This window comes from Salipiger mucosus DSM 16094 (assembly GCF_000442255.1).
GTDB lineage: Bacteria > Pseudomonadota > Alphaproteobacteria > Rhodobacterales > Rhodobacteraceae > Salipiger > Salipiger mucosus.
Map to the genome: position 1 here is coordinate 72,343 of NZ_KE557285.1, position 15,465 is coordinate 87,807.

10 protein-coding genes and 1 pseudogene are annotated in these 15,465 nt (G+C 67.8%); 6 read left to right on the top strand and 5 right to left on the bottom strand.

Going from position 1 to position 15,465, the window contains the following annotated elements:
• The first annotated feature begins 102 nt into the window (after positions 1-102).
• Positions 103-435, top strand: a complete 333-nt coding sequence (locus SALMUC_RS24610; protein ID WP_156883644.1) for a hypothetical protein — start codon at positions 103-105, stop codon at positions 433-435.
• Between the two features lie 135 nt (positions 436-570).
• Here the strand turns inward: SALMUC_RS24610 and SALMUC_RS24615 are convergent, their stop codons facing one another.
• From SALMUC_RS24615 to SALMUC_RS24635, 5 genes and pseudogenes are all read right to left on the bottom strand, one after another.
• Positions 571-1,662, bottom strand: a complete 1,092-nt coding sequence (locus SALMUC_RS24615; RefSeq protein WP_020039947.1) for an ABC transporter ATP-binding protein — start codon at positions 1,660-1,662, stop codon at positions 571-573.
• 19 nt (positions 1,663-1,681) lie between these two features.
• Positions 1,682-3,337 (bottom strand): alpha-amylase family glycosyl hydrolase, encoded by a 1,656-nt coding sequence (locus tag SALMUC_RS24620; RefSeq protein ID WP_020039946.1) that lies wholly within the window; start codon positions 3,335-3,337, stop codon positions 1,682-1,684.
• Positions 3,338-3,350: 13 nt separating this feature from the next.
• Positions 3,351-4,607, bottom strand: coding sequence for a carbohydrate ABC transporter permease (locus SALMUC_RS24625; RefSeq protein WP_020039945.1), 1,257 nt, complete (start codon positions 4,605-4,607; stop codon positions 3,351-3,353).
• A 1-nt stretch (position 4,608) separates the two neighbouring features.
• Positions 4,609-5,583 (bottom strand): carbohydrate ABC transporter permease, encoded by a 975-nt coding sequence (locus tag SALMUC_RS24630; protein WP_020039944.1) that lies wholly within the window; start codon positions 5,581-5,583, stop codon positions 4,609-4,611.
• An 82-nt stretch (positions 5,584-5,665) separates the two neighbouring features.
• Positions 5,666-7,032, bottom strand: a pseudogene (locus SALMUC_RS24635) (ABC transporter substrate-binding protein).
• A 251-nt stretch (positions 7,033-7,283) separates the two neighbouring features.
• Here SALMUC_RS24635 and SALMUC_RS24640 point away from each other — a divergent pair.
• The 5 genes from SALMUC_RS24640 to glgB all read left to right on the top strand — a co-directional run bounded on the left by SALMUC_RS24640 (position 7,284) and on the right by glgB (position 15,402).
• Positions 7,284-8,309, top strand: coding sequence for a LacI family DNA-binding transcriptional regulator (locus SALMUC_RS24640; protein ID WP_020039943.1), 1,026 nt, complete (start codon positions 7,284-7,286; stop codon positions 8,307-8,309).
• Positions 8,310-8,327: 18 nt separating this feature from the next.
• Complete coding sequence (locus tag SALMUC_RS24645; protein WP_020039942.1) at positions 8,328-9,650, top strand: GH1 family beta-glucosidase; 1,323 nt, start codon at positions 8,328-8,330, stop codon at positions 9,648-9,650.
• A 3-nt stretch (positions 9,651-9,653) separates the two neighbouring features.
• Positions 9,654-10,628 carry a glucokinase gene (locus SALMUC_RS24650; RefSeq protein WP_020039941.1) on the top strand — a complete coding sequence of 325 codons (975 nt, stop codon included), beginning with the start codon at positions 9,654-9,656 and terminating at the stop codon, positions 10,626-10,628.
• Between the two features lie 101 nt (positions 10,629-10,729).
• A complete protein-coding gene (locus SALMUC_RS24655) occupies positions 10,730-13,105 on the top strand; it encodes a glycogen/starch/alpha-glucan phosphorylase (protein ID WP_020039940.1) in 2,376 nt (791 codons plus the stop codon).
• Positions 13,106-13,215: 110 nt separating this feature from the next.
• Positions 13,216-15,402: a 1,4-alpha-glucan branching protein GlgB gene (glgB, locus tag SALMUC_RS24660; protein WP_020039939.1), complete on the top strand. Its 2,187-nt coding sequence runs from the start codon at positions 13,216-13,218 to the stop codon at positions 15,400-15,402.
• Positions 15,403-15,465: the final 63 nt, after the last annotated feature.

The following is a 15,465-nucleotide window of genomic DNA, read 5'->3' on the forward strand; positions in this document are numbered from 1 at the left end:
TGCCCAGGGTAGCGGCAGCCTTTCGCCGATCACGCAAGCGTGCGTTCCGGCAAAACCGCCCTCGGGTACCTTTCCGCCAGCAGCTTGAGAGGAGGGCCATGGATGCGAGTCACGAGACGGGAAATGATCGCCGGATGCCTCTGCACGGGCGCCCTCATCGCGGGCGGCGCCCGCGCGCATCTCTCGAGCCTCCAGACGCTGACCGGCGAGGTTCTCGAGGTGCAGGACGGCCGGCTCACGCTCGCCAGCCGGGACACCGCCTGGACCGTCGAGCTTGGCTCCCCCTTGCCCGCCGAGACCGCGCAGGCCCTCGACTCGCCGGGAGGCCCGGTCACGATCCGCGGCACGGTCCCCGACGCCCGCCAGAAGCGCCTCATGGCCGAGATCCTGACCATCGACGGCCGGACATACAGCCTGCCCGACACGCGCCGCTGACCGCCCGTCCCTTCATCTTTCCGCAAAATACGCCGGGGGAGTCGCGGCCGCGCCGCGACGGGGGCAGCGCCCCCGAACTGCGTGTACGCAAACCAACCTGCCTGCGCGCAGCGCAGCCCGCCGGATCAGACGCCCTCAGTCGCGGAAGAGCAGCGAGCGTCCCTCGGCGAAGATGTGCACCTTCTCGGGCGCAGCGCCCAGCCGCACGTCCCGCCCGCGCATCTCGCGATGGATGCCCGGCAGCTTGGCGATGATCGGCTCGTCGCTGCCCGTGGCCTCGAAGTAGAGCAGCGTCACCTCGCCAAGCGCCTCGGTGATCTCGACCCGGCCGGCATAGATCGCATCGCCCTCGGTCTGCTCGAAGTCCTCCGGCCGCACGCCCACCTTGACCTCGCGGCCCTTGTCCTCGGGGCGCGACGGCACAACCGAGACGGCCGTCCCCCCGCCGTCCAGCGCCACGGTCGTCCGCTCGCCCGTTTCCGTGATCTTGCCCGGAAAGAGGTTCATCGCGGGCGAGCCGATGAACTGCGCCACGAACTCGCTGTTGGGCGTCTCGTAAAGCTCCAGCGGCGTGCCGACCTGCGCGATGCCCTTGTTGGCCAGCACCACGATCCGGCTCGCCAGCGTCATCGCCTCGACCTGATCGTGGGTGACGTAGATCATCGTGCGGTCGGGCATCTTCTCCTTGAGCTGGGCGATCTCGATCCTTGTCGCCACCCGCAGCGCGGCGTCGAGGTTCGAGAGCGGCTCGTCGAAGAGATAGACCTTGGGATCTCGCACGATCGAGCGCCCGATCGCCACCCGTTGCCGCTGCCCGCCCGAGAGCGCCTTGGGCAGCCGGTCGAGGTAGGGCTCCAGCTGAAGCATCCTGGCCGCGCGCGTCACCGACTCGTCGATCTCCTCCTTCGACTTCTTCGCGATCTTCAGCGCGAAGCTCATGTTGTCGCGCACCGTCATGTGCGGGTAGAGCGCGTAGGACTGGAAGACCATCGCGATGCCGCGCTGCGCCGGCGGCACGTCGTTCACGCGCTGGCCGTCGATTTCCAGCGTGCCCGCGGTGATCTTCTCGAGCCCGGCGATCATCCGCAGCAGCGTGGACTTGCCGCAGCCCGAGGGCCCGACGAAGACGACGAGTTCGCCGGTCTCGATCTCGAGATCGATGTGCTTGAGCACCTCGACCGCGCCGCCGTAGGTCTTGCCGACGTCCGTGAGTTTCAGATCGGCCATGCCGGGCCCCCTCCCCTTTTCATTTGTATCTCAGCGCGAGCGCGGGCTGCCAGGGCCCGAAGTGCAGCTTGCCGTCCGGCGCCTTGCCGGTCGAGCCCAGCTCGACCCCGACCTGCCGCCACTGCCCCGCAGGCCCTTCGATGGCGGCGGGATCGGCGCTGACGTTGAAGGCGCAGAACAGCTCCTCGTTGCCGTTGCGGCGCCGGAAGCTCAGCACGGTGCCATGCGTTTCGACATCCTCGATGCTGCCCTGCATGAGCGCGCTGTGCGCATGGCGGAAGCCGATGGCCCGGCGGTAGTGGTGCAGGATCGCCGCCGGGTCGGCCTCCTGCTCGGCAACGGTCCGGTGCAGGTGATCCTGGCTGACCGGCAGCCAGGGCAGGCCGCTGGAAAAGCCGCCGTTATGCTCCTCGCGGGTCCAGACCATCGGCGTGCGCGCCCCGTCGCGGCCCTTGAAGGCCGGCCAGAACAGCTTGCCGTAGGGGTCCTGCAGGTCCTCGTAGCGCAGCTCGGCCTCGGGCAGCGCCAGTTCCTCGCCCTGGTAGATGCAGGCCGACCCGCGCAGGCACATCATCAGCGTCGTGTACATCCGCGCCGCCGCCTCGGGGATGTGCCAGCGCGTGACATGGCGCATCACGTCGTGGTTGGAAAAGGCCCAGCAGGCCCAGCCGCCGGGCGCCTTCTCCTCCATGTCGTCCATGACCTGCTTGATGTAAGGCGCGGTGGGCGCATGATCCGACAACAGCTCGAAGGCATAGGACATGTGCAGGTGCTCGTCCCCGCGGGTGTAGTCGCCCAGCACCTCGAGCCCGCGCTGGTCCTCGCCCACCTCGCCCACCGCGGCGGCGTTGTAGTCGTCCATCAGCGTCCGCAACCGTGCGAGGAACTCCAGGTTCTCGGGCTGGGTCTTGTCGTAGAGGTGGTTCTGCCAGGTGTAGGGGTTCACCGCCGGGGCGGTGATCGGGTTGCGCTCCTCGGGCGGCAGCGGCGGGTTGTCGCGAAGCTGCGCATCGTGGACGTAGAAGTTCACCGTGTCCAGCCGGAAGCCGTCGACACCCCGGTCGAGCCAGAACCGCGCCACCTCGAGCAGTGCCTCCTGCACCTCGGGCTCGTGGAAGTTGAGATCCGGCTGCGACGTCAGGAAGTTGTGCAGGTAGTACTGGCAGCGCGTCGAATCCCACTGCCAGGAGGAGCCGCCGAAGATCGAGAGCCAGTTGTTCGGCGGCGTGCCGTCGGGCTTGGCATCGGCCCAGACGTACCAGGTGGCGCGGGGATTGTCGCGCGAGCTGCGGCTCTCCACGAACCAGGGATGCTGGTCCGAGCTGTGCGACATCACGAGGTCGATCAGCACCCGCAGCCCCAGCATGTGCGCCGTCTCGATCAGCACGTCGAAGTCCGCGAGGCTCCCGAACATCGGGTCCACGTCGCAGTAGTCGCTGACGTCGTAGCCGAAATCCTTCATCGGCGAGCGGAAGAAGGGCGAGATCCAGACCGCGTCGACCCCCAGTGAGGCGATATGCGGCAGCCGCTGGGCAATGCCCAGCAGGTCGCCGATGCCGTCTCCGTTGCTGTCCTGGAAGCTGCGCGGGTAAACCTGATAGATCACCGCGCCGCGCCACCAGTCCTTGTCGTTCTTCACGGGCGCGCCCTCTTCGATTGGCTGTTGTTCGGTCATTCTGCCTCTTGGTTTACTTCACCGAGCCGGCCAGCAGGCCGCGCACGAGGTATTTCTGCATCGCGAAGAACACGATGAGCGGCACCGCGATCGACACGAAAGCCGCCGCCGCGAGGATGCCCCAATCGCCCCCGCGCGAGCCCAGCAGGTCGTCGGCGATCTTCACGGTCATCACCCAGCTTTCCGAGTTCGCGGGCAGGAAGACCTTGGCCACCAGCAGGTCGTTCCAGGTCCAGAGGAACTGGAAGATGGCAAAGCTCGCCAGCGCCGGGAAGGACAGCGGCAACACGATCTTGGTGAAGACCTGGAAGTCGGTCGCGCCGTCGACCTTGGCGCTCTCGATGATGTCGCGCGGCAGGCCGATCATGTAGTTGCGCAGCAGGTAGACCGCGAGCGGCAGGCCGAAGCCGGTGTGTGCCATCCATATGCCGAGGAAGCTCTGCCCGATCCCGATGGTCTCGTGCAGCTTCAGCATCGGCACCAGCGCAAGCTGCAACGGCACCACCAGCAGGCCCACCACGGCCGCCACCAGCCAGCCGCGGCCGGGAAACTCCATCCAGGCCAGCGCATAGGCCGCGAAGGCCGCGATCAGGATGGGGATCACCGTCGCGGGCACCGTCACCGTCAGCGTGTTGATGAAGGCCCGGTCCATCCCGTCCGAGGTCAGGATCTGCTCGTAGTTCTGCAGCCCGAAATCGGGCGGCTGCTCGGTCACGATGTAGATCGAGGGCGCGCGGGATATCTCGCCCTCGTCGACGTAGGTAAAATCGCCATTCTCGGCGACAGTGAGCGAGCGCTGCAGCACCGCGCTGCCGGGCGTGATCGGCAACCCGTCCTCGGTCGCCTCGGGAAACTCCGGCTCGCCGTCGGCGGGATAGGCAATCTCGACGCGCTCGTCGTCCAGCTCGCCATCCTCGTCGGTGACCTCGACCTCGTACCAGGCATAGGTCTGCCCCGGCGCGGCCACGCCCGGATCGCGCCCGATCAGGCCGAAGCCCGAGACGCTGCCCGAGCCGCCCTCGAAGAGGTTGCCCGTCAGCACGCCGTAGTCGCCGTCCGTCGTGGCGCCGTCGATCCCGGGCCGCACGCGCACCGCGGCCTCGACCGGGAACATGGCCGCCCACCAGCCGGTTTCCGAGATCTGCTCGCGGTCCCGGAAGGACGAGACCAGAAGCCCCACCGTGGGGATCAGCCAGATCAGCACGAGCGCCAGTACCGCGATGTGGGTGACGATGCTCAGCGAGGATTTCTGCCCTGCGATATTGTCCATCTCACGCCTCCCGCTTTGCCTGGCGGATGTTGTAGATCATCACCGGCGTCACGATCAGCATGATGACGAAGGCCACCGCCGTGGCGCGCCCGTCGTCGCGGAACATGTAGTCCATCATGTAGCTGGGCAGGATCTCGGTGTCGAAGTTGCCCCCGGTCATCGTGTAGACGATGTCGAAGATCTTGAGGGTCAGGAAGGTGATCGTCGTCCAGACCACCACGATGGTGCCCGCGATCTGCGGCACCTTGATCTTGAAGAAGATCTGGAACGGGTTGGCGCCGTCGATGATCGCGGCCTCGACCGTCTCCTCGGGGATGCCCCGCAGCGCCGCCGAGAGGATCACCATGGCGAAGCCGGTCTGCATCCAGACCATGATGATCATGATGAAGAAGTTGTTCCAGAACGGGATCTGCATCGGGTCGATGGGATCGGCCCCGAAGTAGTCGCGGATGGCGTTGATGATGCCGATGTCGGGGTCGTTGGCGTAGACGAACTTCCAGATCAGCGAGGCGCCGACGAAGCTGATCGCCATGGGCATGAAGATCAGCGACTTGGCGATGCTGCCCCAGCTCAGCCGGTCCGTGAGCTGCGCCACCAGCAGACCGAAGAAGGTCGCGGCGGCTGGCACGAAGAGGATCCAGAGGAAGTTGTTGAAGAGTGCCACCCGGAAGCCCTCTTCCGAGAACATCTGCAGGTAGTTGTCGAGCCCGATGAACTCCTGCCCGGAGCGGTTGTAGAGAGAGCGGATGAAACTGCCGACCACCGGGTAGACGAGGTAGAGCCCCAGCGCGAGCATCGCGGGCAGCAGGAAAAGCCAGGGCCGGACGGCCGTGGCGAGGGCGATGTTGCGGCCCTGGTCATCGTCGCGGGCGGGAAAGATGATCCGGTCCAGCACCGCGTTCGAGAGGTAGAAGTAGCCCACGCAGCCGCCGACCCCGATGATGATGGTCAGGATGCCCTGCAGGATCGGTGACATGGCTGCGTCCTCCTCACGCTCGTCCCTGTGGCGGCCCCGCGCGCCGTCGGCGCGAGGGGCCCGTGATGTCGGCCCGGGGCCGTTACTGGATCGAGTCCCAGCGCTGCTGGATCGTCGCCGCGACCTCTTCGGCCGAGGACCCGGTCACGTAGTCGACCATGCCGGTCCAGAAGGCGCCGGCACCGATCTCCGAGGGCATCAGGTCCGAGGCATCGAAGCGGAAGGTCGTGGCATCGGCCAGGATCTCGCCCATCGCGCGCTGCGAGTCGGTCTTGTAGACATCGGGGTTCACGCCCGCATGCGCCGTCAGGAAGCCGTCCTGCGCCATCCAGAGTTCATGCGCGATCGGCAGCTTGAGGAATTCCAGCATCGCCGTCGTGGCCTCGGAGGGCTCGGTGATCGAGAAGAGCGTCCCCGCGCCCAGCACCGGGCGGCCCAGGTCGTTGTCCTCGATCGCGGGCATGTAGAAGAAGTCGACGTTGTCGCCCAGTTCCGCGTCCTCCGGGAAGAAGGCCGGGATGAAGCTCGCCTGGCGGTGCATGTAGCACTCCGGCGGCACGGTGAAGAGGCCCGAGGGGCTGTCGCGGAAGTCGGTCGTCGCCGCGGATTCCGCGCCGCCCGAGACGAAGTCGTCGTTGCGCACGAACCAGCCGAACTCCTCGATCGCCTCGATCACCGCCGGATCGTCGAAGGGGATCTCGTTGGTCACCCACTGGTCGTAGACCGAGGGCTCGTGCAGTCGCAGCATCAGATCCTCGACCCAGTCGGTCGCCGGGCCAGCCCGTCGCCGCGCCCGACCCCAGACCGATGCACCAGGGGGTGCCGCCGTCATCGACGATCTGCTCGGTCAGCTCCTTGAGCTCTTCCATGCTCTCGGGGATCTCGTAGCCCATCTCGTCGAAGGCGATGGGCGAGTACCAGACCAGCGATTTCAGGTCGACGCGGTAGAACAGGCCGTAGAGGTTCTCGTCGCCCTCGGGCCCCTCGTAGGTCGCGAGGTCCACCCAGCTGTCGCCGGCGGCGAAGTTCTCGGAGACCCAGTCCCCGGTCTCGTCCGGCAGCGCCGTGCAGATAGCCCTGGCTCGCGAGGTCGGCCGCGAGGCCGGGCTGCGGGAAGACCGCGAGGTTGGGCGCGGTGCCCGCGCGGGTCGAGATCACGATGTCCTGCTCGAAGCTGTCCGAGCCCGAGTAGTTGACCGTCGCGCCGGTGGCCTCTTCGAAATAGTCGAAGACGATGTCCACCTTCTCCTTCTCGTTGCCGGTCCAGGGGCCGGTGATCGACACCGTCTCACCGCTGAAGTCGGTCGAGTCCGCGAAGGCCGTGTAGCTGTCCCAGTGGAACCCGCCCTCACCCACCGGGAAGGGCATGTCCTGGGCCTGCGCGGCCCCGGCCACCAGGGCAATCACGGCCGCGCCGCAAAGAATGTGGCGTCTACCAGTCTGTCGCATCATGAAGAACGTCCTCCCGAAATGCCGCGGGTACAGGCCCGCGCGTTCGCCGCCCGGGGCGAGTCACCCCAAAGCGCTTTGAAGATACGGAAGCGTCCCGCGTTTCATTGGCGCTGTCAATCCGCTCCCGCCAAGAAAACAACTGGAAAAAATGCTGCGCTGCAGCTTTTGACAGCGCTCTGGAAAAGGTCTTCACCACGGCTATCTTTTAGCGTTAGGCTGCTCGGACCCGAAGCGCTTTGGACGCCCCGATGAACCTCAAGCAGCTGGCACAGCATCTCGGCATCTCGCAGACCACGGTCAGCCGCGCTCTCAACGGCTACCCGGAGGTCAGCGAAGCCACGCGCAAGCGCGTGCTCGACGCCGCGCAGGCGCTCGACTACGCGCCGAACGCGCGCGCCAAAGGGCTGGCGACCGGGCGTGCCATGGCCATCGGCCACGTGATTCCGATCTCGACGCAGCACGAGATGGTGAACCCCGTCTTCGGCGACTTCATCGCCGGCGCCTCCGAGGCCTACCTCGCCGCCGGCTACGACCTCACGCTGTCGATGACCAATGACGACGACGAGGCCGACAACTACCGCCGGCTCAAGTCCAAGGGCAATGTCGACGGCATCATCGTGCACGGCCCCAAGATGCGCGACGGCCGAATCCCCTTCCTCCGCCGGCTGGGCCTGCCCTTCGTGGTGCATGGCCGCGCCTCGGAGGTCGACGAGCCCTATTCCTGGGTCGACGTGAACAACGCCCGCTCCTTCCGCCGCGCGACCGAGTTCCTGCTGGATTTCGGCCACCGCCGCATCGCGCTGGTGAACGGGCTCGAGACGATGGACTTCGCCTTCCGCCGCCGCCACGGCTACGAGGACGCGCTGACGGCGCGCGGGCTCGCCGCCGACCCCGCGCTCATGACCGGGCAGGAAATGACCGAACCCAACGGCTACGCCGACGCCGCGCGCATGCTGGCGTTGGAGAACCCGCCGACGGCCTTTCTCACCTCCTCGGTCATCTCGGCCATCGGCGTGCGCCGCGCCATCCACGAGGCCGGGCTCGAAATGGGGCGCGACGTGTCGGTCATCACCCACGACGACGACCTCAGCTACCTGCGCAACGGTCCCGATCTGCCGATGTTCACCGCGCTGCGCTCCTCCGTGCGCGAGGCCGGGCGCCGCGCCGCCGACATGCTTCTGCGTCTCATCGCCGAGCCGAGAGAGACGCCCGAAACCGCGCTGCTCGAGGCGCAACTGATCATCGGGGCCTCGACCGGCCCCGCACCGCGATAGGAAAGGCATCCCATTCCCATGCACCACCGCCGCACGGACTTCCCGCAGGACTTCCTCTTCGGCACCGCCACCTCGAGCTACCAGATCGAGGGCCACGCCCAGGGGGGCGCCGGCCGCACGCACTGGGACGACTTCGCCGAGACCCCCGGCAACGTCGTGCGGGCCGAGAACGGCGATCTCGCCTGCGACCACCTGCACCGCTACGAGGAGGACCTCGACCTCGTCGCCGGCGCGGGCTTCGACGCCTACCGGTTCTCCACCTCCTGGGCCCGCGTGCTGCCCGAGGGCCGCGGCGCGGTGAACCAGGAGGGGCTCGACTTCTACGACCGGCTGACCGACGCCATGCTCGAACGCGGGCTCAAGCCCTGCGCGACGCTCTACCACTGGGAAATGCCCTCGGCGCTCAACGACCTCGGCGGCTGGCGCAACCGCGACGTGGCCGGCTGGTTCGCCGATTTCACCGAGATCATCATGCGCCGCATCGGCGACCGGATGCATTCCGTCGCCCCGATCAACGAGCCCTGGTGCGTGGCCTGGCTCTCGCATTTCCTGGGCGGACAGGCCCCGGGCCTGCGCGACATCCGCGCCACCGCGCGCGCCATGCACCACGTGCTGCTCGCCCACGGCCGCTCGATCGAGGTCATGCGCGGGCTGGGCATGGACAACCTCGGCGGCGTCTTCAACATGGAATGGTCCGAGCCCGCCGACGACAGCGAGGCTGCGCATCGCAAGGCCGCACTCTACGACGGGATCTACAACCGCTGGTTCATGGGCGGCGTCTTCAAGGGCGCATACCCCGAGAACGTGCTCGAGGGGCTCTTGCCGCACATGCCGGCGGGCTGGCAGGACGATTTCCCCACCATCACGCAGAAGCTCGACTGGTGCGGGATCAACTACTACACGCGCAAGCTCATCGCGCCCGGCCCCGGCCCCTGGCCCGCCCTGCGCGAGGTCGAGGGCGTCCTCGCCAAGACCTACATGGACTGGGAGATCTACCCCGAGGGTCTCTACCGTTTCCTGACCCGCACAGCCAAGGAGTACACCGGCGACCTGCCCCTCTACGTCACCGAGAACGGCATGGCCGGCCACGACGACATCGTCGCGGGAGAGATCGACGACAGCCACCGCACCGACTACATCGACCAGCACCTCGACGCCGTGCAGCGCGCGATCGAGGAGGGCGTGCCCGCGAAGGGCTATTTCGTCTGGTCGCTGCTCGACAACTACGAGTGGTCCTTCGGCTACGACAAGCGCTTCGGGCTGGTGCACGTGGACTTCGACACGCTTGCGCGGACGCCCAAGGCCTCCTACCACGCGCTGGCAGACGCATTGAAAGGGTAGCCCATGACCGCCGCTGCGATCACCGCGGTGCTGGCCGACATCGGCGGCACCAACACCCGCGTGGCCCAGAGCCGCGACGGCCAGCTCGACGCGGCCACCGTCCGGCGCTACCGCAACGCCGATTACGCGGGCCTCGGCGCCGTGCTGCATCACTATGTCGAGGAGACCGGCATCGCGCCGCAGGCCGCCTGCGTGGCCGTCGCCGGCCCCGTGCGCGACGGCGCGGGCAAGCTCACCAACATCGACTGGCACATCGACCGCGAGACCGTGCAGGAGGCCACCGGCGCCGGGACGGTCGCCGTGCTCAACGACCTGCAGGCCCAGGGCCACGCGCTGGGGCGCATCGCCCCCGACTGCCTGACCGAGCTTCTGCCGGGCACCCCCGCCAGCGAGCAGGCCGCGCGGCTGGTCATCGGCGTCGGCACCGGCATGAACGCGGCCCCGGTCTTCCGCCTCGACGGCCGCACGCTGGTGCCGCCGGGCGAGTCGGGCCACATCACCCTGCCCGTCCAGACCGAGGAAGAGCTCAGCCTCATGCGCCACATTGCGGCCAGGCACGGCACCCCGGGCGTCGAGGACGTGCTTTCGGGCCGCGGCTTCGAGCGGGTCTACGCCTGGCTCTGCGCCGACCGCCGGCAGGGCACGCCGAAACCCGCCGCCGAGATCATGGCCTCGATGGAGGCCGGAGACGACCCGCTCGCCCGCGAGGCAGTGGCGATCTTCACGCGCATCCTCGGCCGGGTCTGCGGCAACCTTGCGCTCATCACCCTGCCCTTCGGCGGCATCTACCTGATCGGCGGCGTGGCCCGGCACTTCGGGCCCTATCTCCTGGACTGCGGCTTTGCCGAGGCCTTTGCCGACAAGGGCCGGTTCTCGGAGTTCATGGGCCAGTTCCCCGTCAGCCTCGTGACCGACGACTACGCCGCGCTTACGGGATGTGCATCGCACCTGACCGAACAGCTGGAAATGCGGCACTAGGCGGGCCTTAACCTTGCCTTTCTGCCCCCCGGGCTATTCATACCGATAACAGCGCCGCCCCGATCCCGGGCGCCGGCCTTCCCATTCAAGCGAGACCGAGCATGATCCAGACCCCGCCCCTACGCGACTCCGTCCTGCGGCATCTGATCTATTCGATCGGCAAGGACCCCGAACACGCCATCCTCGAGGACTGGCGCATGGCACTCAGCTATGCCGTCCGCGACCGCGTCGTCGACGCATGGTTCAAGGCCACCGCCCGCACCTACGAGACCGGCGCGAAGCGCGTCTACTACCTGTCGATGGAATACCTCATCGGCCGCCTGCTCGAGGACGGCATCGTCAACCTCGAGCTGCTGGACGAGGCACGCGCCGTCATGGACGAAATGGAGCGCGACCTCGGGCTGGTGCTCGCGGACGAGCCCGACGCGGCGCTCGGCAACGGCGGCCTCGGCCGTCTCGCCGCCTGCTTCATGGAAAGCCTCTCGACCGTCGGCTGCCCCGCGCACGGCTACGGCATCCGTTACGAGCACGGCCTCTTCCGTCAGCAGTTCGTGCAGGGCCGCCAGATCGAACACCCCGAGCTCTGGCTCAGCCAGCGCCACGCCTGGGAGTTCGAGCGCCCCGAGGTCCGTTACCGCATCGGCTTCGGCGGCCATGTCGACACCCGCGACGGCGTGACCCGCTGGCACCCCGCCGAAGAGGTCGAGGCCGAGGCCTTCGACACCCCCGTCGTCGGCTGGAAGGGCCGCTGGGCCAACACCCTGCGCCTCTGGTCGGGCCGCGCGATCCATCCTTTCGACCTCGACGCCTTCAACCACGGCGACTACACCCGCGCCGCGGCGCCGGAGGCGCTGGCGCGCACCATCTCCCGCGTGCTCTATCCCGATGACACCACCCAGCAGGGCAAGGAGCTGCGCCTCAAGCAGGAGTTCTTCCTGACCCGCGCGGCGCTCTGCGACATCATCCGGCGCTTCGACAATCAGTTCAAGGACGTCCGGCAACTGCCTGAAAAGGTTGCGATCCAGCTCAACGACACCCACCCGGCCATCGCCGGGCCCGAGCTGGTGCGCATCCTGCACGACGAACGCCATGTTCCCTTCGAGGAGGCGATGGAGATCGCGCGCGGCTGCCTGAGCTACACCAACCACACCCTGCTGCCCGAGGCGCTGGAAAGCTGGGACGAGTCGCTCTTCGGCCAGCTCCTGCCGCGGCACATCCAGATCATCGACCGCATCGACGCCACCCATGCCGAGCAGAACCCCTCGCGCACCCAGTCGATGCGCTCCGACCACCAGGTCAAGATGGGTCAGCTCTCGTTCGCCATGGCGCACAAGGTCAACGGCGTCTCGGCTCTGCACACCGAGCTGATGAAGACCACCGTGTTCGAGGAACTGCACCACCTGCACCCGGACCGCATCGTCAACCAGACCAACGGCGTCACCCCGCGCCGCTGGCTGCTGGCCTGCAACCCGCGCCTGGCCGGCCTCATCACCGAGGCCATCGGCGAGGGCTGGGTCGATGACCTCGAACAGCTGGAAAAGCTCGAACCGCACGTGCAGGACGCCGCCTGGCTCGACCGCTACACCGCGGTCAAGCGCGACAACAAGGCCGAGCTGTCGAACTGGATGGCGCAGACCTACGACCTGCACGTCGACCCCGACATGCTCTTCGACGTGCAGATCAAGCGCATGCACGAGTACAAGCGCCAGCACCTCAACATCCTCGAGGCCATCGCCCACTGGCAGGAGATCCGCGAGCACCCCGAGCTGGACTGGACGCCGCGCCTCAAGATCTTCGGCGGCAAGGCGGCCCCGGGCTACTTCTTCGCCAAGGACATCATCCGGCTGATCAACGACGTGGCGGCGGTCATCAACAACGACCCCGTGACCAACAAGTATCTCAAGGTCGTCTTCCTGCCGAACTACAACGTCTCGCTGGCCGAGCGGCTGATTCCGGCCTCGGACCTGTCGGAACAGATCTCGACCGCCGGCAAGGAGGCCTCGGGCACGGGCAACATGAAGTTCGCCCTCAACGGCGCGCCCACGGTCGGCACGCTCGACGGTGCAAACGTCGAGATCCGCCAGCACGTCGGCGCCGAGAACTTCTTCCTCTTCGGCATGACCGCCGAGGAGGTCATGGAGCGGCGCGAGGTCGAGGACCACGCGAAGAAGGCGATCGAGGCCGATCCGCGCCTCGCCGCGGCGCTCGATCTCATCCACTCGGGCCGTTTCTCGCCCGGCGAGCCCGACCGCTACCACAACATCACCGGCAACCTTCAGGGCGCCGACTACTTCCTCGTGTGCTCGGACTTCACCGACTACTGGCGCGCGCAGCGCGAGGTCGACAAGGCCTTCGCCGACACCCAGGGCTGGGCCCGCATGGCCGCGCTCAACACCGCGCGCTCGGGCTGGTTCTCGTCCGACCGCACGATCCGCGGCTACATGAGCGACATCTGGGGCGCCGGGAGCCTGCTCTGACGCGCACCCTCGGCGGCAGCGCCTCTCCCTTCCCCTGCCGGGGGAGGGTCGGGGTCCGGCATTTGAGCAGGATCATTGCGTGACGCGGCGCAAGGCTTACAATCACTTGCATGACCGCCGCGCCCGAGACCCCCGCCTCCGAGTTCGCCCGCCTGTCGCGCGCCGAACATGATGATCCCTTCGCGGTCCTCGGGCCACAGGGACATGGCGATGCCCGCGTTGTCACGGCCTACGATCCCGGCGCCGCGCAACTCTCGGCCGTCACCGACGGGGCGCTCTACCCGCTCGAGCCGGTGCCCGGCGCCGAGGGCATCTTCCGCGGGTCCGTGCCCGGCGAGGGCGCCTATCACCTGCGCGGCGAGGCCGGCGAGGCCACCTGGGAGGTCGAGGACCCCTACCGCTTCGGTCCGGTGCTGGGCGAGATCGACGAGTATCTTCTCGGCGAGGGCAGCCACCAGCGCCTCTGGGAGGCGCTCGGCGCGCATGTCATGGTCCACGAGGGCACGCCGGGCACCCACTTCGCGGTCTGGGCGCCCAATGCAAGGCGCGTCTCGGTCGTCGGCAACTTCAACTGGTGGGACGGGCGCCGCCACCCGATGCGCCGCCGCGGCGCCACCGGCGTCTGGGAGATCTTCCTGCCGGGCGTCGGCGAGGGCGCGCATTACCGCTACGAGATCCTCGGCCCCGACGGACAGCTTCAGCCGCGCAAGGCCGATCCCGTGGGTTTCGGCTCCGAGCATCCGCCCGCCAATGCCTCGGTCGTGCGCGACATCCGCGGCTACGGCTGGTCGGACGATGCATGGATCGAGACCCGCGCCAGCCACCACGACCGCGCCGCGCCGATCTCGGTCTACGAGGTGCACCTGCCCTCCTGGCGGCGCAAGGAGAACCGGCGGCCGATCTCCTACGTCGAGGCGGCCGAGGAACTGGTGAGCTACGTCAAGGACATGGGCTTCACCCACATCGAGCTCATGCCGATCAGCGAGTATCCCTTCGACGGCTCCTGGGGCTACCAGCCCATCGGCCTCTTCGCGCCGACGATCCGCCACGGCACCCCGCACGAATTCCGCGATCTGGTGAATGCCGCGCACCGCGCGGGCCTCGGCGTGATCCTCGACTGGGTGCCCGGCCATTTCCCGACCGACGCGCACGGGCTCGGCCGCTTCGACGGCACCGCGCTCTATGAACATGCCGACCCGCGCGAGGGCTTCCACCACGACTGGAACACCCTGATCTACAACTACGGCCGCGCCGAGGTGGCCAACTACCTGACCGCCAATGCGCTCTACTGGCTCGAGGAATTCCACGCCGACGGGCTGCGCGTGGATGCCGTGGCCTCGATGCTCTACCGCGACTATTCGCGCCGCGAGGGCGAATGGGTGCCCAACAAGGACGGCGGCCGCGAGAACTACGAGGCGATCTCGGTCCTCCAGCGCACCAATACCGCCGCCTATGGCACCCATCCCGGCATCCTGACCATGGCCGAGGAAAGCACCTCCTGGCCCGGCGTCTCGCGCCCCGTCGATCAGGGCGGGCTCGGCTTCGGCTACAAGTGGAACATGGGCTGGATGAACGACACGCTGGAATACATCCGGCGCGATCCCATCTACCGCGGCTATCACCACCACCAGATGACCTTCGGCCTGGTCTATGCCTTCTCCGAGAATTTCGTCCTGCCGATCAGCCACGACGAGGTGGTGCACGGCAAGGGCTCGATGCTGGGCAAGATGCCCGGCGACGACTGGGAGCGGTTCGCGAACCTGCGCGCCTACTACGGTTTCATGTGGGGCCATCCGGGCAAGAAGCTGCTCTTCATGGGCCAGGAATTCGCCCAGGGGCACGAGTGGAACCACGACGCCGAGATCGACTGGAACTGCCTGTCGGACCCGCGCCACGAGGGCATGCGCCTGCTGGTGCGCGACCTGAACCACCTCTACCGCGACACGCCCGCGCTGCACGTCAAGGACTGCGACGAGGAGGGCTTCCAGTGGATCGGCGGCGGCGACTCGCGCAACTCGGTCTTTTCCTGGCTGCGCAAGGGAGGCCCGGGCGACCCCGAGGTCGCCGTCATCTGCAACTTCACCCCGGCCGAGCAGAACGGCTACCGCATCGGCCTGCCCGCCGCCGGCCGCTGGCGCGAGGCGCTCAACACCGACGCCGGGATCTACGGCGGCGGCAACCGGGGCAACATGGGCGCCGTCGAGGCCGAGGCCATCGCCAGCCACGGCCTTCCCGCCAGCGCGGCGCTGACGCTGCCGCCGCTGTCGGCGATCTACCTGGTCCGCGACACCGCCTGACACGGGTCGCCATGCACAAGCGCCCGGCCTCCGTCACGAGGGGCCGGGACACCGAGGGAGAGG